Origin of the sequence: Streptomyces avidinii (assembly GCF_045161815.1) — a bacterium.
Classification (GTDB): Bacteria; Actinomycetota; Actinomycetes; order Streptomycetales; family Streptomycetaceae; genus Streptomyces; species Streptomyces avidinii.
The window spans coordinates 7,773,862-7,793,177 of record NZ_CP108863.1 but is presented as its reverse complement, the minus strand read 5'-3'; the positions used below and the strand labels follow the sequence as shown (position 1 = coordinate 7,793,177).

Annotated in this window: 14 protein-coding genes; 5 read left to right on the top strand and 9 right to left on the bottom strand. The window is 72.7% G+C overall.

Annotated elements, in window-relative coordinates; genetic code table 11:
* Window positions 1–245: 245 nt before the first annotated feature.
* On the bottom strand, window positions 246–1,046 hold the full coding sequence (locus OG373_RS35195; RefSeq protein ID WP_405442648.1) for a crotonase/enoyl-CoA hydratase family protein: 801 nt from the start codon (window positions 1,044–1,046) through the stop codon (window positions 246–248).
* A gap of 166 nt (window positions 1,047–1,212) precedes the next feature.
* On the opposite strand from OG373_RS35195, the gene OG373_RS35190 reads away from it, so the two are divergent.
* The gene (locus OG373_RS35190) at window positions 1,213–2,841 is read left to right on the top strand and encodes an acyl-CoA synthetase (protein ID WP_405442646.1); all 1,629 of its coding nucleotides are present in this window, start codon (window positions 1,213–1,215) and stop codon (window positions 2,839–2,841) included.
* Window positions 2,842–2,889: 48 nt separating this feature from the next.
* Here the strand turns inward: OG373_RS35190 and OG373_RS35185 are convergent, their stop codons facing one another.
* Window positions 2,890–3,417, bottom strand: coding sequence for a hypothetical protein (locus tag OG373_RS35185; protein ID WP_405442645.1), 528 nt, complete (start codon window positions 3,415–3,417; stop codon window positions 2,890–2,892).
* A 204-nt stretch (window positions 3,418–3,621) separates the two neighbouring features.
* Between OG373_RS35185 and paaK the strand changes: the two genes are divergently transcribed.
* On the top strand, window positions 3,622–4,923 hold the full coding sequence (gene paaK / locus OG373_RS35180) for a phenylacetate--CoA ligase PaaK (protein WP_405442643.1): 1,302 nt from the start codon (window positions 3,622–3,624) through the stop codon (window positions 4,921–4,923).
* 90 nt (window positions 4,924–5,013) lie between these two features.
* Entirely contained in the window at window positions 5,014–5,859 is an 846-nt protein-coding gene (locus OG373_RS35175; RefSeq protein ID WP_405442641.1) for a YhjD/YihY/BrkB family envelope integrity protein, read from the top strand.
* A 111-nt stretch (window positions 5,860–5,970) separates the two neighbouring features.
* On the opposite strand, the gene OG373_RS35170 is transcribed toward OG373_RS35175, so the two are convergent.
* Window positions 5,971–7,503 (bottom strand): fatty acyl-CoA synthetase, encoded by a 1,533-nt coding sequence (locus OG373_RS35170; RefSeq protein ID WP_405442640.1) that lies wholly within the window; start codon window positions 7,501–7,503, stop codon window positions 5,971–5,973.
* Window positions 7,504–7,661: 158 nt separating this feature from the next.
* Here OG373_RS35170 and OG373_RS35165 point away from each other — a divergent pair, with 158 nt between their 5' ends.
* Window positions 7,662–10,136, top strand: a complete 2,475-nt coding sequence (locus tag OG373_RS35165) for a penicillin acylase family protein (RefSeq protein WP_405442639.1) — start codon at window positions 7,662–7,664, stop codon at window positions 10,134–10,136.
* A gap of 42 nt (window positions 10,137–10,178) precedes the next feature.
* Here the strand turns inward: OG373_RS35165 and OG373_RS35160 are convergent, their stop codons facing one another.
* The 3 genes from OG373_RS35160 to OG373_RS35150 all read right to left on the bottom strand — a co-directional run bounded on the left by OG373_RS35160 (window position 10,179) and on the right by OG373_RS35150 (window position 14,133).
* Window positions 10,179–11,282: a calcium:proton antiporter gene (locus OG373_RS35160; protein WP_405442637.1), complete on the bottom strand. Its 1,104-nt coding sequence runs from the start codon at window positions 11,280–11,282 to the stop codon at window positions 10,179–10,181.
* A 146-nt stretch (window positions 11,283–11,428) separates the two neighbouring features.
* A complete protein-coding gene (locus tag OG373_RS35155; protein ID WP_405442636.1) occupies window positions 11,429–13,012 on the bottom strand; it encodes an acyl-CoA synthetase in 1,584 nt (527 codons plus the stop codon).
* Window positions 13,013–13,017: 5 nt separating this feature from the next.
* Window positions 13,018–14,133, bottom strand: a complete 1,116-nt coding sequence (locus tag OG373_RS35150; protein ID WP_405442635.1) for a nitronate monooxygenase — start codon at window positions 14,131–14,133, stop codon at window positions 13,018–13,020.
* A gap of 263 nt (window positions 14,134–14,396) precedes the next feature.
* On the opposite strand from OG373_RS35150, the gene OG373_RS35145 reads away from it, so the two are divergent.
* On the top strand, window positions 14,397–16,274 hold the full coding sequence (locus tag OG373_RS35145) for a serine hydrolase (RefSeq protein ID WP_405442634.1): 1,878 nt from the start codon (window positions 14,397–14,399) through the stop codon (window positions 16,272–16,274).
* Between the two features lie 29 nt (window positions 16,275–16,303).
* On the opposite strand, the gene OG373_RS35140 is transcribed toward OG373_RS35145, so the two are convergent.
* The 3 genes from OG373_RS35140 to OG373_RS35130 form a co-directional block, all read right to left on the bottom strand.
* A complete protein-coding gene (locus tag OG373_RS35140) occupies window positions 16,304–16,678 on the bottom strand; it encodes a VOC family protein (protein WP_405442632.1) in 375 nt (124 codons plus the stop codon).
* Between the two features lie 54 nt (window positions 16,679–16,732).
* A complete protein-coding gene (locus OG373_RS35135; protein ID WP_405442630.1) occupies window positions 16,733–18,136 on the bottom strand; it encodes an alpha/beta hydrolase family protein in 1,404 nt (467 codons plus the stop codon).
* A gap of 385 nt (window positions 18,137–18,521) precedes the next feature.
* On the bottom strand, window positions 18,522–19,220 hold the full coding sequence (locus OG373_RS35130; RefSeq protein WP_405442629.1) for a TetR/AcrR family transcriptional regulator: 699 nt from the start codon (window positions 19,218–19,220) through the stop codon (window positions 18,522–18,524).
* Window positions 19,221–19,316 lie beyond the last annotated feature (96 nt).

The following is a 19,316-nucleotide window of genomic DNA, read 5'->3' as shown; positions in this document are numbered from 1 at the left end:
CGGCCCCGGCCGCGCTCTTTCGACCCGGGCCGCGCTCTTTCAGCCCTGCCCGGCACTCGTTCCAGCCTCGCCGGCGTTTGAGGCGCTCTTTCAGCCTCGCCGGCGTTTGAGGCGCTCTTTCAGCCTCGCCGGCGTTTGAGGCGCGGGGGTCGGGGGGCAGCGCCCCCGGCAACGGCGCCGCACCCGGCCACAGGCGCGGCCCCGGGCACAGGCACAGGCACAGGCGGCCACGGCCGCGGCCCGAACTACTCGCGCCGGTACACCGCGGGCCGCCTCTCCGCGAAGGCCCGCGCCCCCTCCTTCGCATCGGCCGTGTCGAAGATCGGCCACCCCCGCAGGAGTTCCGACGCCAGTCCCTCCCGCTCCGTCAGCTCCGCGGTCTCGTAGACCGACGCCTTGACCGCCTCCACCGCCAGCGGCCCGCACGCGTTGATCCGTTCCGCGATCTCCAGGGCGGCCGCCAGCGCCGTACCGTCCGGCACCACCCGCCCGACCAGCCCGATGCGTTCGGCCTCCGCCGCGGAGTAGGGGCGTCCGCTCAGCAGCATCTCCAGGGCGTGCGTCCGCGGGATCTGCCGCGGCAGCCGCACCGTGGAGCCGCCGATCGGGAAGAGCCCGCGCTTGACCTCGAACAGCCCGAAGGTGGCGCCCTCGGCGGCGACCCGGATGTCCGTGCCCTGGAGGATCTCCGTACCGCCCGCCACGCAGTACCCCTCCACCGCCGCGATGACCGGCTTGCGCGGGCGGTGGTGGCGCAGCATCGCCTTCCAGTGCAGGTCGGGGTCGGCCTTCAGGCGGTCCCGGTACTGGTCGCCCGCCATTCCCTTGCCGGCCAGGGCCTTGAGGTCCATTCCGGCGCAGAAGTCCCCGCCCGCGCCGGTCAGGACGATGGAGCGGATCCCGTCGTCGGCGTCCGCCTCCAGCCAGCCGTCGTACAGCCCCACCAGCAGCGGCAGCGAGAGCGCGTTCTTCGCCTCGGGCCTGTTCATGGTGAGCACCAGCGTGGCGCCGTGCCGATCCACGGTCAGGTGTTCTGTCCCACCCATTGCCGTCCTCCCGTCTCAAGACCTAGAACAGGTTGCAGTAGGGGCGGGTGCAGTTCAATAGTTTTCTGACACTCAGTCAGATTTCTTGGGCGGTGCCCTTCCCAGTTGCCGTCTCCGACGCTCTAATGACCGCCGGAGCAGACCAGTCACGGGGTCAGGAGGAACGGTGGAGTACAACCTTGCCGACCTGTTCGAGTCGGTCGTGGACGTGGTCCCGGACCGCGAGGCCCTGGTGTACGTGGACCACCCCGGGACCGGCGCCGAGCGCCGCCTGACGTACGCGGAGCTCGACACGGCGGCGAACCGGATCGCGCACCACCTGCTGGACAGCGGGCTGAAGGCCGGTGAGCACCTGGGCCTCCACCTCTACAACGGGATCGAGTACCTGCAGACCGTACTGGCCTGCCTGAAGGCCCGGCTGGTCCCTGTGAACGTCAACTACCGGTACGTGGAGGAGGAGCTGGTCTACCTCTACAACGACGCCGATCTCGCCGCCCTGGTCTTCGAGGGCGAGTTCACCGAACGGGTCGCGGCCGCGCTGCCGCAGACGACGGGGCTCCGGCACCTGATCCGGGTCGGCCGGGCCCCCGAGGGCGCCCCGGAGCCGTCGATCGCGCCGGTCCCGTACGCGGAGGCAGAGGCGGCCGGCTCGCCCGGCCGGGGCTTCCCTCCGCGCAGCCCCGACGACCTGTTCATCATCTACACCGGTGGCACGACGGGCATGCCCAAGGGTGTGATGTGGCGGGCCGAGGACCTCTTCTTCGCCGGGCTCTTCGGCGGCGAACCGTCGGGCGAGCCGGTGAAACGGCCGGAGGAACTGGCCGAGCGGGTCCGGGCACGCGGCGCCGGGCTCACCTTCTTCCCGGCGCCGCCGCTGATGCACGGCACGTCGACACTGACCTCATTCATCGCCTTCAACTACGGCCAGCGGGTGGTCATCCACCGCAAGTACGCGCCCGAGGAAGTACTCCGGACCATCGAGAAGGAGAAGGTCTCCAGCGTGTCGCTGGTGGGCGACGCGATGCTGAGACCGCTGATCGACGCCCTGAACGGGCCGCTCAAGGGCACGGACCTGTCCTCGCTGTTCAGCGTCTCCTCGTCCGGGGCGATCATGTCGGAGACGGTGCGCGCCGAGTTCCAGCGGCTGGTGCCGAACGTCCTGCTCCTGAACAACTTCGGGTCGTCCGAGTCCGGGTCCAACGGGCGGGCCACGGACGACTCCGGCCCGGAGAAGGGCTTCCGGCTGGAGGTCAACGACCTTACGCAGGTGGTGGATCCGGCGACGCACGAGCCGGTGGCGGTGGGCGTACCGGGACGCCTCGCCCAGCGCGGGCACGTGCCGCTCGGCTACTACAACGACGCGGCGAAGACCGCCGAGACCTTCTTCCAGAAGGGCACGGAGCGCTGGGTGCTCCTCGGCGACATGGCGACCGTGGACGAGCAGGGCATCGTCACGGTGCTCGGACGCGGCTCGCAGTGCATCAACACGGGCGGCGAGAAGGTGTACCCGGAAGAGGTGGAGCAGGCGCTGAAGTCCCACCCCGACGTGTACGACGCCCTGGTCGCCGGGGTGGCGGACCCGACCTGGGGCAGCCACGTGGCCGCGGTGGTGCAGGTCCGGGAGGGGGCCCGGGCGCCGTCCCTGGACCAGATCCAGAGCCACTGCCGCACCAGGCTCGCGGGGTACAAGATCCCGCGCCAGCTGGTGATCGCACCCGAGATCCAGCGCTCCCCGAGCGGCAAGGCGGACTACCGCTGGGCGAAGGCGGTGGCGACGGAGGCGGACACGGCGTAGCCGGGCCCCGCCCGGCGGGTCGTACGGGTCGCACCCCCGGGCGTTCGCTCAGGTCGATGCGGGCGCGGGTGCGGGTGCGAGGGACGGGGCAGAGGGCTCCGTGGGGGCGGTGGTGGTGTCGCCGCCGTCCACGCACGTCAGCGACACGATGACCGGCGCCTGCCCACCCGCCGGCACCTCAGCCGCGAAGCCGGCCATGACCGTCCAGTTGCCCTTCGTCAGGGTCAGCCTCTCCCCAGCCGTATCGGGGCCGGTCTGCCAGCCGTGCTCGGAACGGGCCCGCGCGACGGCCGCCTTCAGGGCCGCCTCCACCGTCTCCGGCGCGTGGCGTCCCGAGAGGCGTTCCCAGCACCTGCCCAGAACCCCGGAGGGCTCCCTCTCCACCGTGATGCCCTCTGCAGCCAGAACCGACGTCATCTCCGACACCACCGTGTCGGCGGGCAGCGGCGGACCCGAGTATCGCGGAGGCAGCGGGCCGAGGTCCTGCAGGGGGAACGCGCAGGCAGTCGCCGTCGCCGCCGTCAATGCGGCCAGGGCCAGGGACGCCAGGGCTGTGCGCGCCTGCCTCCGTCGCATGATGATGATGTCGTCCTCCCGGTGCGCGGTACGGCAGGCCAGTGTCCCATCCCGCTGATCTTGATGACCCACCGGCCATCGGGAACACCGGTGGGCGTACCGGCCGACACAAAAGGCGATCACTCGTTCGAGTCATTGCCTTCACCTGCCGGCTCCTGGCAATCTACCGAATGATCGGTCGGTTCTCTTGGTGAGGTGACGGCAATGGCGGCGTACACGGATCTCCACGACGAGGGCGAGCGGCTGGGCCGTGACGAGCTGGCAGCCCTCCAGCTCACCCGGCTGCGCGCCACCCTGCACCGTGCCTACGAGAAGGTGCCCTTCTACCGGCAGGCCTTCGACAAGGCGGGAGTGCATCCCGACGACTGCCGGTCGCTCGCCGACCTCTCCCTGTTCCCCCTGACCACCAAGGCCGACCTGCGCGACCAGTACCCCTTCGGGATGTTCGCCGTGCCGCGCTCGCAGGTGCGCCGCATCCACGCCTCCAGCGGCACCACCGGGCGGCCGACCGTCGTCGGGTACACCGACGGGGACCTCGCCATGTGGGCGGATGTCGTCGCCCGGTCGATACGCGCGGCGGGCGGACGTCCCGGCCAGATCATCCACATCGCCTACGGGTACGGGCTGTTCACGGGCGGCCTGGGCGCGCACTACGGCGCCGAGCGCCTGGGATGTACAGTCGTGCCCGCCTCGGGCGGGATGACGGACCGCCAGGTCCGGCTCATCGAGGACTTCCGGCCGGAGGTCATCATGGTGACCCCCTCCTACATGCTGACCCTCCTGGACGAGATGGAGCACCAGGGCATCGACCCGCGCGCCACCTCGCTGCGGACGGGGATCTTCGGCGCGGAGCCGTGGACCGAGGAGATGCGCCGGGAGATCGAGGAACGGCTCGGCATCGACGCGGTGGACATATACGGCCTGTCCGAGGTCATCGGGCCGGGGGTGGCACAGGAGTTCGCCGAGACCAAGGACGGCCTGCACATCTGGGAGGACCACTTCTATCCCGAGGTGGTCGATCCGCTGACCGGCGCGGTGCTCCCGGACGGCGAGCCCGGCGAGCTGGTGTTCACCTCCCTCACCAAGGAGGCCATGCCCGTCATCCGCTACCGCACGCGGGATCTGACGCGGCTGCTGCCCGGTACGGCCCGGCCGGCCTTCCGCCGGATGGAGAAGATCACGGGCCGCAGCGACGACATGATCATCCTGCGTGGGGTGAACATGTACCCGACCCAGATCGAGGAGATCCTGCTGCGGACGCCCGGCCTGGCGCCCCACTTCCAGCTGCGGCTGACCCGGGAGGGGCGGATGGACGCCCTGACGGTACGGGTGGAGGCGCGCCGTGAGGCCGGCGCCGACCGGCGGCAGGCCGCGGCCACCGCCGTGGTCCGGGCCGTCAAGGAGGGGATCGGGGTCTCCGTCCGGGTCGAGGTGGTCGACCCGGAGACGCTGGAGCGCTCGGTCGGGAAGATCAAGAGACTGGTCGACCTCCGCGGCACCGGGTAGGCCCTGTCCGGGCGGCTGAAACCACCCCTTCGGGCCCATTTCGAGGTGGCTGCCGGGAGCGGATCGGCGCGCGCGGGTAGGGCATGACGTGTGATCTCCACCCTCCGGCAGCTCCACGACCGGCTCCAGGGCTCCCAGGTGGGGCTGGCCTGGAGCCGTGGCCGGGAGATGGAGCTCATGCACCGGGCGATGGGCTTCGCGGCCCTCGGGTTCCTCACCCTGGTGCCGCTGCTGGTGGTGGTCGCGGCCGCAGCGCCCGGGAGCGGCTCGGGCTTCGGCCGGTGGCTCGGCCAGGCTCTCGGGGTGACGGAGGCCTCGCGGGTCCGGGTCGAGATGCTCTTCGGCGCGGCGGACCTGGCGCTGGAGCGGACCACCGCCTTCGGTCTGGCCGCCCTCGCGGTGTTCGGCCTGACCTTCGGGTCGGCCGTCCAGACCGGCTACGAGAAGGTCTGGGACCTGCCGACGATGCGCTGGCACACCATGTGGCGGCACGTCGTCTGGCTCGCCCTGCTGGTCTGCTACCTCGGCCTGCTGGTGGGGATCCCCGCACCCTCGAACGGCGTCATAGGCACGGTCCTCGGCGCGCTGGGCGACCTCGTCGGCACGTGCCTGTTCTTCGTCGGCTCGCAGCGGCTGCTGCTCGGCGGCCGGGTCCGCTGGCGTGCCCTGGTACCGGGAGCCGTGGCGACCAGCCTCGGGCTGCTGGGGCTGCGGATCTTCTCGCAGCTGGTGTTCTCCCCGCTCATCGCGTCCAACGCGGTGATCTACGGGCCCTTCGGCACCCTGCTCGTCGTCCAGTCCTGGCTGGTCGGCGTCGGCTTCGTGGTCTACGGCGGCGCGCTCGTCGGCCGGCTCGTGCACGAGCACCTCACCCTGCGGCGGCTCCGGCGCAGCGGGGTCTACCCTCCCGAGGACCCCGCCGCCCACCACCCGTGACCGACCGCCGGGGCTCCCCGGCCGGCGGCTCCCCGGCCGGACGTCGGCGTCGGCCCCCGGCCCCCGGCCCCCGGCGCCCGGCGCCCGGCGCCCGGCGCCCGGCGCCGGACGTCAGCGGCCGGGCGGCGCGAAGCGGTCGCGGAGTTCCCGCTTGAGGATCTTGCCGCTGGCATTGCGCGGGAGGGCGTCCACGAAGAGCACCCGCTTCGGGGCCTTGAAGTGGGCGAGCTTCTCCCGCGCATAGGCCATCAGCTCCGCCTCCGTCACCTCCCCGCGCGGTACCACCACCGCCGTGACCGCCTCGATCCAACGCTCGTCGGGCAGCCCCACCACTGCTGCCTCGGCCACGCCCGGGTGGGTGTACAGCACGTCCTCCACCTGCCGTGAGGCGACCAGCACCCCGCCCGAGTTGATGACGTCCTTCACCCGGTCCACGACCGTGAAGTACCCCTGCGCATCACGCACCGCCAGGTCTCCCGAGCGGAACCAGCCGTCGCGGAAGGCCTTCTCCGTGGCCGCCGGGTCGTTCCAGTACCCCAGGCAGAGCTGCGGCGAGCGGTAGACCACCTCGCCGGCCGTTCCGTCCGGCACGTCCTTGCCGTCCTCGTCGACGACCTTCGCCTCGACGTGGCGCACCGGCCGCCCGCAGGAGTCCATCCGCCCCTCGTGCTCCAGCGGCCCCAGGACCGTGGCGAGCGGGCCGATCTCGCTCTGGCCGAAGCAGTTGTAGAAGCCGAGCCCCGGCAGCCGCCCGCGCAGTCGTTCAAGGACCGGCACCGGCATGATCGAGGCCCCGTAGTACGCCTTCCGCAGCCCGCCCAGCTCACGCACCGCGAACTCCGGGTGGTTGGCCAGGCCGATCCACACCGTCGGCGGGGCGAAGAGGCTGTCGGCCTCCCCGGCCTCGACGAGGTCGAAGATCCGCTCCGCGACCGGCGCGTCCACGATGGTGTTCCGCGCGCCCACCGCCAGGTACGGCAGCAGGAAGACGTGCATCTGCGCCGAGTGGTAGAGCGGCAGCGAGTGCACGGGCCTGTCGTCCCCGTCCAGGTCCAGGGCCTCGATCGCGCTCTCGTACTCGTGCACGAGCGCCCGGTGGGTCATCATCGCGCCCTTGGGCAGGGCGGTGGTCCCCGAGGTGTAGAGGAGCTGTGCCAGCGCGCCCGGATCCCGGACCGCCTCGAAGGGCAGTGGCTCGGCCAGCTCCGCCAGGAAGGAGTCCGGGGCGTCGCGCAGCGCCCGTACGCGGTACCGGTCGGGGATCCGTCCGGCCAGGTCCGGGTCGGCGAGGACCAGGGCGCTCGCGGAGTTGTCCAGGATGTACGCGAGGTCCTCGCCGGTGAGGTTCTGGTTGACCGGGACGTGGGTGAGTCCGGCCCGGGCGCAGGCGAGGTAGGCGATGAGGTAGGCGTCGCAGTTGTGGGCGTAGGTGGCGACCCGGTCCCCGACGGCCAGCCCGTACCTCTCCCGCAGCACGGCGGCGCCGGTGCTGACGGCCGCGTCGAGCTCCGCGTACGTCCAGGTCCGTTCGCGGTAGCGGACGGCGGGGCGGTCGGGCACCCGCCGCGCGCTGTCGTGCACCAGTCCGTCGACCGTGTTGTCCCGCACCGCTCGCACTGCCCGCACCGCCCGGTCTGCCGTCATGGCGCGATCCTCGTCCTCCCGCGCACCCAAGGTCAATAACCGGATACCAAACGGGATGTTGACAGATGATCGGACCGCCTGCATGAGTGTGGGGGGCACGGACGCACCGCCTGTCCAGCGGGTAACCACACCCACCCACAGGCTACTTGGGAGGACTGTTGCACCTCAGTACTCGTCCGATACTCCGCCGCGTCGCCCTCGCCGGCGCCGCTCTGCTCGCCGCGACGGCCGCGATGCCGCAGGCCGCGGCGGCGACCGACGACCGGATACCGGTCGGCCGCGGCGGGCTGTCCGCCGTCATCCGGTACACCGAGAACGGCATCCCGCACATCCTCGCCCGCGACTACGCGCAGCTCGGCTTCGGCACCGGCTGGGCCCAGGCCGCCGACCAGGTCTGCGTCCTCGCGGACGGGTTCGTGACCGTCGCCGGTGAGCGTTCGCGCTGGTTCGGCGCCGACGCGGCGCCCGACTTCTCGCTCTCCTCGGCCACGAAGAACCTCTCCAGCGACCTCTACTTCAAGGGGGTACGGGAGTCCGGCACGGTGGAGAAGCTGCTGGCGACCCCCGACCCGGCCGGGCCCACCGAGGACCTCAAGGAACTGATGCGCGGCTGGGCCGCCGGGTACAACGCCTGGCTGGCCCAGAACAAGGTCACCGATCCGGCGTGCAAGGGCGCCGGCTGGGTCCGCCCGGTCACCACGGCCGATGTGGCCGCCCGCGGCTTCGCGGTCTCCGTCCTCGGCGGCCAGGGCCGCGGCGTCGACGGCATCACGGGCGCGCAGCCCCCGGGCACGGCGAGCACCACGGACGCGGCGGGCGCAACGGGCGCGACGGACGCGCCGAGTGCTGCGGCCGCCCCCGAGGGGACCGATCCGGCGGCCGCCGCCGAGGCCGCGCGCGAGTTCTTCGACACCGGCCGGTACGACATGGGTTCCAACGCGGTGGCCTTCGCCGGCTCCACCACGGCGAGCGGCCGCGGCCTGCTCCTCGGCAACCCGCACTACCCGTGGCAGGGCGGACGCCGGTTCTGGCAGTTCCAGCAGACCATCCCGGGCGAGCTGAACGTATCGGGCGCCTCCCTCCTCGGCACCGCCGTGGTCAACATCGGCTTCAACGAGAAGGTGGCCTGGAGCCACACGGTGGCCACCGGCACCCCGGTCAACCTGCACCAGCTCGTCCTGGACCCGGCCGATCCGACCGCCTACCTGGTCGACGGCAAGCCGGAGCGGATGACCCGGCGGACCGTCACCGTCCCGGTGGCGGGCGGCGACCCGGTCACCCGCACCCAGTGGTGGACCCGCTACGGGCCGGTGCTCTCCGGCCTCGGCGCGGGCCTGCCCCTGACCTGGACCGCGCAGACGGCGTACGCGCTGAACGACCCGAACGCGGCGAACCTGCGCGGCTCGGACACCGCCCTCGCGATGGGCAGGGCGCGTTCGGTGGCCGGGATCCAGGACGCGCTGAAGCGCACGCAGGGCCTGCCCTGGGTGAACACCGTGGCCGCCGACTCCGCCGGCGGCACCCTCTTCACCCAGACCCAGGTGCTCCCCCGCATCACGGACGAGCTGGCGGCCCGCTGCTCCACACCGCTGGGCCGGGCCACCTACCCGGCCTCGGGGCTGGCGGTGCTGGACGGTTCCCGCGGCGACTGCGCGATCGGCTCGGATCCGGACGCGGTGCAGCCGGGCGTCTTCGGCCCGGGGAAGGCGCCGACACTGGAGGGCGCCCCGTACGCCGAGAACTCCAACGACAGCGCCTGGCTGGCCAATGCCGACCGGCCGCTGACCGGCTACGAGCGGATCTGGGGCACGGTCGCCACCCCGCGCTCGCTGCGGACCCGCGGCGCGGTCGAGGACGTGTCCGCGATGGCCGCGAAGGGCCGGCTGACCGTGGCGGACCTGCAGAAGCAGCAGTTCGCGAACCGGGCTCCGGCCGGTGATCTCGCTGCCGCGGACGCGGCGAAGGCCTGCGCCGCCCTGCCCGGCGGAGCGGCGACGGCGAGCAACGGCAGTACGGTGGACGTCTCGGCGGCCTGCGGGGTGCTGGCGGGCTGGGACCGTACGACCGACAGCGCCAGCCGCGGCGCGCTGCTCTTCGACCGGTTCTGGCGCAGGCTGACGGCGTCGACCCCGGCCAGGGACCTGTGGCTGGTGCCGTTCTCGGCGGCCGATCCCGTACGCACCCCCCGGACGCTCAACCCGGCGGCGCCCGGCATCGGGCGGGCGCTCGCGGACGCGGTGGCGGAGTTGAAGGCGGCCGGGATCGCGCTGGACGCCCCGCTGGGTGAGCACCAGTTCGTGGTCCGGGGCGGCCGCAAGCTGCCGGTGGGCGGCGGTACGGAGGCGCTCGGTGTGTGGAACAAGATCGAGGCCCCCTGGAACGCGGCGGCGGGCGGCTACCCGGAGGTCGTACACGGCTCCAGCCACATCCAGGCGGTCGGCTGGGACGGCGGCCGCTGTCCGGTGGCGCGCACCCTGCTGACGTACAGCCAGTCCTCGAACCCGGGCTCGCCGTACTACGCCGATCAGACCCGGCTGTATTCCGAGGAGCGCTGGGTCACGGCACGTTTCTGCGAGCGGGAAATCCTCACCTCGCCGAAACTGAAGGTGGTGCCGGTCCGCGAACGGCGGTGATCACTCGCCCGCGTGCCCCTTCCCGGCCCCGGCCCGGGCCCCTCACGGGCTGACGGCCAGGAAGAGGTACGCGGCCAGCAGCACGATGTGCACGCCGCCCTGGAGGAGCGTGGCCCGCCCGGGGACGATGGTGAGGGCGCTGACCATGATGGTGAGGGTGAGCAGCACCATGTGGATCGGGCCGAGGCCGAGCAGGAGCGGGCCGGAGAGCCAGATCGAGGCGAGGGCGATCGCCGGGATGGTCAGGCCGATGCTGGCGATGGCGGATCCGTAGGCGAGGTTGAGGCTGGTCTGCACGCGGTCGCGGCGGGCTGCACGGACGGCCGCGAGGGTCTCGGGTGCCAGGACGAGCAGGGCGATGATCACACCGACGACCGCCTGGGGCAGACCTGCGGCCGCGACGGCCCGCTCGATGGTCGGGGACACCGCCTTGGCGTCGCCGACCACGGCGACGAGCGCGATCAGCAGCAGGCCGAGGCTGATGAGCGCGGCGCGGGCGGTGGGCGGCTCCGCGTGGTCCTCGCCGCCGCCGGGACCCTGCCCGGTGTCCACGGGCAGGAAGTAGCTGCGGTGACGGACCGTCTGGACGGCGACGAAGAGCCCGTACAGGGCGAGCGAGGCGACGGCGGCGAAGGCGAGCTGCGCGGTGGAGAACTCCGGGCCCGGCTTGCTGGTGGTGAAGGTCGGCAGGACCAGGCTGAGGGTGGCCAGGGTCGCGACGGTGGCGAGGGCCGCACCGGATCCCTCGGGGTTGAACACGGCGATCCGGTTGCGCAGGGCGCCGACGAGCAGGGACAGGCCGACGATGCCGTTGCACGTGATCATGACGGCGGCGAAGACCGTGTCCCGGGCCAGGGAGGCGGTCTTGTCACCGCCGTCGACCATCAGGGTGACGATGAGCGCCACCTCGATCACGGTGACCGCCACGGCGAGGACGAGGGAGCCGAAGGGTTCACCGACCCGGTGGGCGACGACCTCGGCGTGGTGGACGGCGGCGAGGACCGCGCCGGCCAGGCAGAGGGCGACGAGCGCCACCGCGAAGCCGGGTAGGTCCCTCCCCCAGCTGAGGACGAGCGCGACCAGCGCCACCACGGGGACCACCACGGTCCAGTCGGTCAGGGGAGATTTGCGCGTAGTCGTACTCATATCGGCCAAGTTGCCAGAAGTATCCCGCCAGTGCGGCGCAGGCGCGCCTCCAGGGCTCTGACGTGGCTCTTCTCACGACACCGCGCGGCGCGGCGGGCACCGGTTCCACGGACAGGGCGGCCGAACACGACCCGCCGCGGTCGGCGTCACAGCGGCCGGTCGTGGCCCTCCCAGTAGGGGTCGCGCAGCCGGCGCTTGTAGAGCTTGCCGTTCGGGTCGCGCGGCATGGTCTCGATGAAGTCGACCGTCTTGGGGCGCTTGTACCCGGCGAGCTGCCGCTCGCAGTGGTGCAGGATCTCCGCAGCCAGGGCGTCGCCCGCGACGAAGCCCTCGGCCGGTTCGACGACCGCCTTGACCTCCTCGCCCCAGTCGGCGTGCGGAATGCCGAAGGCGGCGGCGTCAGCGACGGCCGGGTGGGTGAGCAGGGCCGACTCGATCTCGGCCGGGTAGATGTTCACCCCGCCCGAGATGATCATGTCGATCTTGCGGTCGCGGAGGAAGAGGTAGCCCTCCTCGTCCATCAGCCCCAGGTCGCCGACGGTGAAGAAGTCGCCGATCCGGTTCTTCTTCGTCTTGCCCTCGTCCTTGTGGTAGCTGAAACCGCCGGTGTTCATCTTCAGGTAGACGGTGCCCAGTTCCCCGGCGGGCAGCCGGTTGCCGTCGTCGTCGAAGATGGCGAGTTCGCTGATCGGCCACGCCCTGCCGACGGTTCCCGGCTTCTTCAGCCAGTCCTCGGCGGTCGCGAAGGCGCCGCCGCCCTCGCTGGCCGCGTAGTACTCCTCCACACAGCGGCCCCACCACTCGATCATGGCCCGTTTGACGTGGTCCGGGCAGGGCGCGGCGCCGTGGATGGCGTGCCGCATCGAGGAGACGTCGTACGCGTCCTTCGTCTCCTGCGGGAGGGCGAGGAGCCGGTGGAACTGGGTCGGCACCATGTGGGTGTGCGTGCAGGCGTGGCCGTCGATCAGGCGCAGCATCTCCTGTGGCGTCCACTTGTCCATCAGGACGAGCGGGTGCCCGATGTGCAGGGCGGCGCCCGCGAATTGGAGGACGGCCGTGTGGTAGAGCGGCGAGCAGACCAGGTGGACGTTGCCGTCGAACGGCCGGATGCCGAAGATGCCGAGGAAGCCGCCCAGGTACGTCTCCTCCGGGAGCTTGCCGGGCAGGGGGCGGCGGATGCCGCGCGGCCGTCCGGTGGTGCCGGAGGTGTAGTTCATGACCCAGCCCAGGGTGCGGCCCTCGGGGGCGGTCGCGGGCTGTCCGTCGAGGAGCGCCGCGTACGGCCGGAAGCCCGCGACCGGTCCGACGGCGTACCGGTGGCTCGCGGGCAGGGCGGCCTCGTCGGCCGCGGCGGTGGCGGCGTCGGCGAAGCGCTCGTGGGCGATGAGGACCTTGGCCCCGGAGTCGGAGACGATCCAGGCGATCTCGGGGCCGACGAGGTGGTGGTTGACGGGGACGAGGTAGAAGCCCGCCTGGGAGGCGGCCAGGTAGGCGGTGAGGAACTCGACGCCGTTGGGGAGGACGACGGCGAAGACGTCGCCCTTCTCCAGTCCGGCGGCGCGCAGGCCGTGGACGAGGCGGTTGACGTCGGCGTGCAGTCGGCCGGCGCTCCATTCCTCGCCCTCGGGGGTCACCAGCACGGTGCACCCGGGGTCGGCGGCGGCCTGTGCCCAGAAGCCGTTGGGCGGCTGCTGATCGGTGGCGGGGGTCGTGGACGTGGTGGCGGTCATGTCGGTCACGCCTCTCGGACTCGGCCGGCGATGCGGTTGATGCGGTCGATCGCCCTCTCGAACCCGCCGGTGAGGTCGTCGAAGACGGCCTGGACGCTGCGTTCCTCGGTCATCCGGCCGACGATCTGGCCGACGGGGGTGCCGAGCAGGGGCTGGATCTCGTACTTCTGGATCCGGGAGACGGCCTCGGCGACCAGCAGGCCCTGGAGCGGCATGGGGAGCGCGCCCGGGCCATCGGGGTCGTCCCAGGCGTCGGTCCACTCGGTGCGCAGCTGGCGGGCGGGCTTGCCGGTGAGGGCCCGCGAGCGGACGGTATCGCCGGATCCCGCGGCGAGCAGTTTCTCGGTGAGGGCGCGCGAGTGCAGGTCGGCCTCGGTGGTGGTGAGCCAGAGCGAGCCGAGCCAGGCGCCCTGGGCGCCGAGGGCGAGGCCGGCGGCGATCTGCTCGCCGCTGCCGATGCCGCCGGCGGCGAGGACCGGGAGGGGGGCGACGGCCTCGACGATCTCGGGGACCAGGACCATGGTGGCGATGTCGCCGGTGTGGCCGCCGGCCTCGTAGCCCTGGGCGACGACGATGTCGATGCCGGCTTCGGCGTGGCGGCGGGCGTGCTTGGCGCTGCCGGCGAGGGCGGCGACGAGCACGTCGTGATCGTGGGCGCGTGCGATGACATCGGCGGGCGGGGAACCGAGGGCGTTCGCCAGGAGTTTGATGGGGTAGTCGAAGGCGACGTCGAGCTGGCGCCGGGCGACCTGCTCCATCCAGCCGGTGATCCGCCAGCCGGAGGCCTCGCCCTCGGCGAGCTCGGGCACGTGGTGCTTGGCGAGGGTGTCGCGGACGAAGTCCCGGTGCCCGGCCGGGATCATCGCCTCGATGTCGGCTTCGCCGATGCCGTCGACGGCCTTCTTGGCGGGCATGACGACGTCGAGGCCGTAGGGCTTGCCGTCGGTGTGCGCCTGCATCCAGTCGAGGTCGCGGGCCAGCTCGTCGGGGGCGGTGTAACGGACCGCACCGAGTACGCCGAAACCGCCGGCGCGGGTGATGGCAGCGGCGACCGCCGGGAAGGGCGTGAAGCCGAAGATGGCGTGCTCGACTCCCAGTTTCTTGCTCAGCTCCGTCTCCATGGGCGGCAGAATGCCGCAGCCCGGCAGTCGAGGGAAGAGATTTTCTGATGCAGTGTCAGATTCTTTACGGGCCGGTCGGTGCGGACGGTGCCCGACGGGCGGGCACATACCCACTAGCGTGCGGATCGCCTGCGGCGCGCACGGCGGATCAGACGGACCCGGGGCCTGTTCGCCCGCGGTGCGCTCGACGGTTCCGGAGCCCGGACGCCGGGCGGCGCCCCGGGCGGTGACACCGCAGGTGGACAGCGGACAGGAGGGCGGACATGACAGTAGGCACGGGGGCTTTCGGCGTGACCGGCACAGAAACGCGGCCCGCACAGGCCGCAACGGGCGGGCCCGGGGCAGCCGGTGGCGGGCTGACGCGGCGGCGGCTCGGGGCGCGGCTGCTCGCGCTCGGCGGGGTCCTCGTCCTGCACGCGGCGCTTCCGGGCTCCGCAGGGGCCGCGGGCGCCGCGGGCAGCCCGGCCGAGCGGCGCGCGCTCCAGGGGCTGCGGCTGCGGTACGGGTCGGCGCGCCAGGCCGGCCTGCTGGAGAGGCACCTGGAGGGGGTGGCGGACGAGGCCCGGCGGTTTCTGGGACCCTCCCCCGAACACCCCTACTACGCGGGGGCGGTGGTCCTCGCCGGCCGGGGCCGCACCATCGCCCTGCACCGCGCCATGGGCCACGCCGTCCGGTACGCGGACTACGACGGGCGGACCGACCGGGTCCGGGAGTTCCCGGAGGCAGAACGGATCGCGATGGCCGAGGACACCGTCTTCGACCTGGCTTCGCTGACCAAGCTGTTCACCTCCATCCTGGCCGTCCAGCAGATCGAGCGCGGACGCCTGGAACTGGAGGCCCCGGTGTGCCGGTACATGCCCGAGTTCACCGGGGGCGGCAAGGAGGTCATCACGGTCCGTCAGCTGCTCACGCACACCTCGGGATTGCGTTCCTGGGCGCCCTTCTACCAGGAGTCCACACGCGAGGGGCAGCTGAGGCTGCTGTGGTCGGTGCGGCCGCAGGAGACCCCCGGGACCGTCTACCGGTATTCCGATCTCAACCTCATCTCGCTGCAGCTACTGCTGGAACGGATCACCGCTCGCACTCTGGACACCCTGCTCCGCGACGAGATCACCGCTCCGCTCGGGATGCACCGCACTCGGTACAACCCACCGCTCTCCTGGCGCCGGGTCACCGCCGCCACCGAAGTGCAGCGCCCGCCCTGGTCCGGTCTGGACCGCGGGCTGGTGTGGGGTGAGGTCCACGACGAGAACGCGTACGCGCTCGGCGGTGTCGCGGGCCATGCCGGGGTCTTCGGCACCGCCTGGGACCTGGCCGTCCTCGCCCGCGCCCTCCTCGACGGCGGGGTCTACGCGGGCCGGCGCATCCTGCGCCCCGCCTCCGTCGAGCTGCTCTTCACCGACTACAACACGGCCTTCCCCGGCGACGACCACGGCCTCGGCTTCGAGCTCTACCAGCACTGGTACATGGGGGCCATGGCCACCCCGCACTCCGCCGGGCACACCGGCTTCACCGGCACCTCGCTCGTCCTCGACCCCTCCACCGACTCGTTCCTGATCCTGCTCGGCAACTCCGTCCACCCCGTGCGCACCTGGCGGGCCGGCAGCGCGCCGCGGGTCGCCGTCGGCAACCGTTTCGCCCGCGCCGTCCCGGTCCGCACCCGGCACGGCGGCGCGGCCTGGTTCTCCGGCATCCGGCCGGGCGCCTCGGGCACCCTCACGCTGCCGCCGCTCCGCCCGGCCACGGCGGCAGCCCGGCTGCGCTGCGCCGTGTGGTGGGACACCGTGCCCGGAGAGGGCGCCCTGCACCTGGAGGCCTCCGCCGACGGGGAGCACTGGGAGCCGCTGCCCTTCAGTACGGTGCGGTCCACCGGCGGCGCCCCCGAGCAGTGGCCGCGGGGCTCCGTGAGCGGCTGGTCGGGCCGTGTCTGGCACCGCCTCGAAGCCCCCCTCACGGCCGCGTGGACGGGCCGCGAGGTACGGCTGCGGCTGCGCCACACCGCGACCGGCCGCTACGTGGGCCGCGGGGTCTACGTGGACGTCGTACGCGTGGCCGAACCGGGCCGGCTGCTCTTCGCCGAGGACCGCCCCGCCGATGCCGACCGTATCGAGGCCATCGGCTGGACCCGGTCGGCGGACTGACCGGCCCACCGACCCACCGCGCCGGCGGCTCAGTGCCGGACGAGGCAGAACGGGTGCCCCGCCGGGTCCGCGTAGACCCGCCAGCCGCGCCCGTCCGAGCCGTCGAGCAGCGTCCCGCCGGCCGCCAGTACTTCCTCCTGCGCGCGGTCCAGGTCCGGGACGCCGAGGTCCAGGTGGAACTGCTGCGGGCGGGTGGGGTCGGGCCGGCGCGGAGGCAGGTGGTCCGGCGCGCGTTGGAAGGCGAGGACGAGGCCCGAGGGCGTGTGGAGCGTCGCCCAGCTCTCGTCGACGGCCCAGCGCCGGTCCTGCTGGTTGACGTTCCCGCCCAGCAGGGACCGGTAGAACTCGGCGAGGGACTGCGGCTCGGGGCAGTCCAGGACCACGCATTGCAGTTCAGCGATCATGACCGGATCCTAGGCTGGGTGCTGCCGGGGCCGCGGTGCTCCCGGGACCGTCCGTCAGCGGACCCCGAGCGTCTTCCGGAGCCAGTCGAAGACGACCTCGCAGTGCAGCTGCGGGGCCATCGGGGAACAGTGCAACTGCGCGCCCTGGGCCGCCGTCAGCCTGACGTAGTCCTTGGGCGAGGTGAGGGCGTCGTACATGCGGCGCGGCTGGCCGGGGTAGAACTGCTCGCCCTCGTAGTCCAGCACGAGGGTGGGGGCCTTGATCCGGCCGACGACGTCGGTGATGGACAGCGCCCGGATCCGGGTGGCGGGGGTGTAGAAGTCGGTGAACAGCTTGCCCTGCCGCGCTTCGAGCATGGCCGGGACGGAGAACGGCTCGAAGCGCTTCTTCATCACGTCGGCCGCGTCCGGAGGCAGTTCGGGGACGACCTCCTTGTTCCAGATGTCGTTCGTCTCCTGCTTGTCGGGGGTGAGGATCTGCCGGATCTCGGGCGGGAAGCCCAGCCACGGATCCACGCAGCCCGGCATGGCCACCAGCGCCGCGATGCGGGTCTCGAAGGCCGCCGCCCTCGGGGCGAGGTCCCCCGCCATGCTCAGACCCGTCAGGGCGATCCTGCCGGAGTCCACGTCGGGGCGGGCCGACAGCCAGTCGACGAGGGGTGTGACGACCTTCTCCCAGGTGGGCGTGAACACCACCTGATCCACGAAGAGCAGCTGCCCCTGGCCCGGCCCGTCGTAGACGAGCGCGTTCCAGCCCCGGTCCAGCGCGGCAGGAACCCCGTAGGTCCACATGTCCACGTTCTGGCCGTCGCTCCCGTTCGTCAGGATCACCGTCGGGCGGGGGGTGTCGGAGGTGTCGGGGCGGAAGAACCACACCGGCAGCGGTGTGGTTCCGTAGGGCACGTTCGCCTTCACCGGGGCGGGCTCGCACAGGTCGCAGAAGGCGTCCCAGGCTCCGCGCCCCGCCCTGTAGAGCTGTTCCTCGCTGCCGGGGTCGTCCGAACCGAGGACGAAGAAGAGCGCCTGGCCGTAGTACTGGGCGGCGCGCAGCGCCCGGAACCGCTTGCTCCGGCCGTCGGCCGGCGCACCCGGAGGCGCCTTCAGCAGCTGGTCGCCGAGCGTGCGGAAGGTCTTCGTGTACGTCTGGGCGGTCAGACCGGAGCCGTTGATCGTGTTCACGGCCGTGAGGACCTCGCCGACCTCGGCGGCGCCGGCGCCCGAGGCGCCGAGCGCGAGGAGTCCGTTGAAGTTGTACGCCGGGTCCTTGAACAGCGTCATCACGCCCGGGGTGAGACCGCCGGCGGCCGCGGTGGGTGTGGCGGCGCCGCTGGTCGCTGCTGCCGGAGCGCCGGAGGCGCCGCCGCGCGCGCAACCCGCCGCGAGGACTGAGCCCGCCCCGGCGGTGAGCAGGGCGCGGCGAGTGGGGCCGGAGTGCCGATCACCAGATATGCGGTTCATGCCTCCGGAACGTAGCGCCGACGCGGCGCGCCGGCCTCCCGTCCCGTCCCGCGCGCTCAGCGCCGGGCACGCGCCCCCGCTCCGGCCGTCGCCCGAACCGGCAGGTGGGGGGCCGGTGCCCCGGCCGGGGCGGTGCGGCCTTCCGGCCGCCGCCGGTCTTGCGCCGTCCGGGGGACGCCGGCCCAGGTTTTCGGGCCCCGACCGGCCAGGGGGGGAAAGGCCGATCGGGGCGGGCCCGGGCCGACCGGGGGGGGTGGCCGGCCTGGGCGTCTGCGGGTGAGCACGCGCAACCGAAAGCCGCCCGTACCCACATATAGAACAACAGCGAACGACCCGGGGAAGTTCCCCGTGCGACGCCGGAGGCCGGACAGCCACCGCTGCGGGGTCAGGCCTCGGCGAGGACCGCGTCGATCATCCGCCGGGTGATGGAAGTCAGTTCGGCCAGGTCAGGGGCCGGGCGGGAGCGGGCGAGGGCGCCGGCCAGCCGGTCGTAGAGGAGCCCGTCGGTCCAGGCGACCAGCAGTTCGGCGGCCTCCGCGGGCCGCTCCGCCCCGAGTGCGGCGAGGATGCCCGCGGCGCGGGCCCGGGCTCCCTGGCCCGCGCGGTGGAAGTCCGCCTCCAGGTCGGGGTTGCGGGCCGCTTCGAGGCTGAGTTCGAAGCGGGCCAGCTGGCGCTCGCGCCCCACGGTGAGCCAGCGGTGCAGCAGCCCGGCCAGCGCGGCCGCGGCGGTCTCCCGGTCCACCACCGGGGACGCGGGCGGGCTCGCACCGCCGAGTTCCCCGCCGAGGTCCCCGCCCAGGTCCCCGCCCAGGTCCCCGCCCAGGTCCCCGCCCAGGTCCCCGCCGAGGTCCCCGCCGAGGTCCCCGCCGAGATCGCCGACGTCGCCGAGGTCCAGCTCGGCCAGCCGCGCGTAGCAGGCCCCGATCAGAGCCGTCCTCGTACGGAAGTAGTACGAGGTGCTCCCGGTCGGCAGCCCCGCCGCGCCGTCGACCGCCCGGTGGGTCAGGCCGCGCAGCCCGGCGCCGGCCACGAGGTCGATCGCGGTGTCGGCGATCAGCGTTCTGCGATCCGCGGTGGTGGACATCCACTCACTCTACAACTGTAGAGTGAGTGTCGTCGGACTCTACAGCTGTAGAGGCTCCGGCGATCGACTGTGGAAGAAGCGGCAGAGGAGGACTCG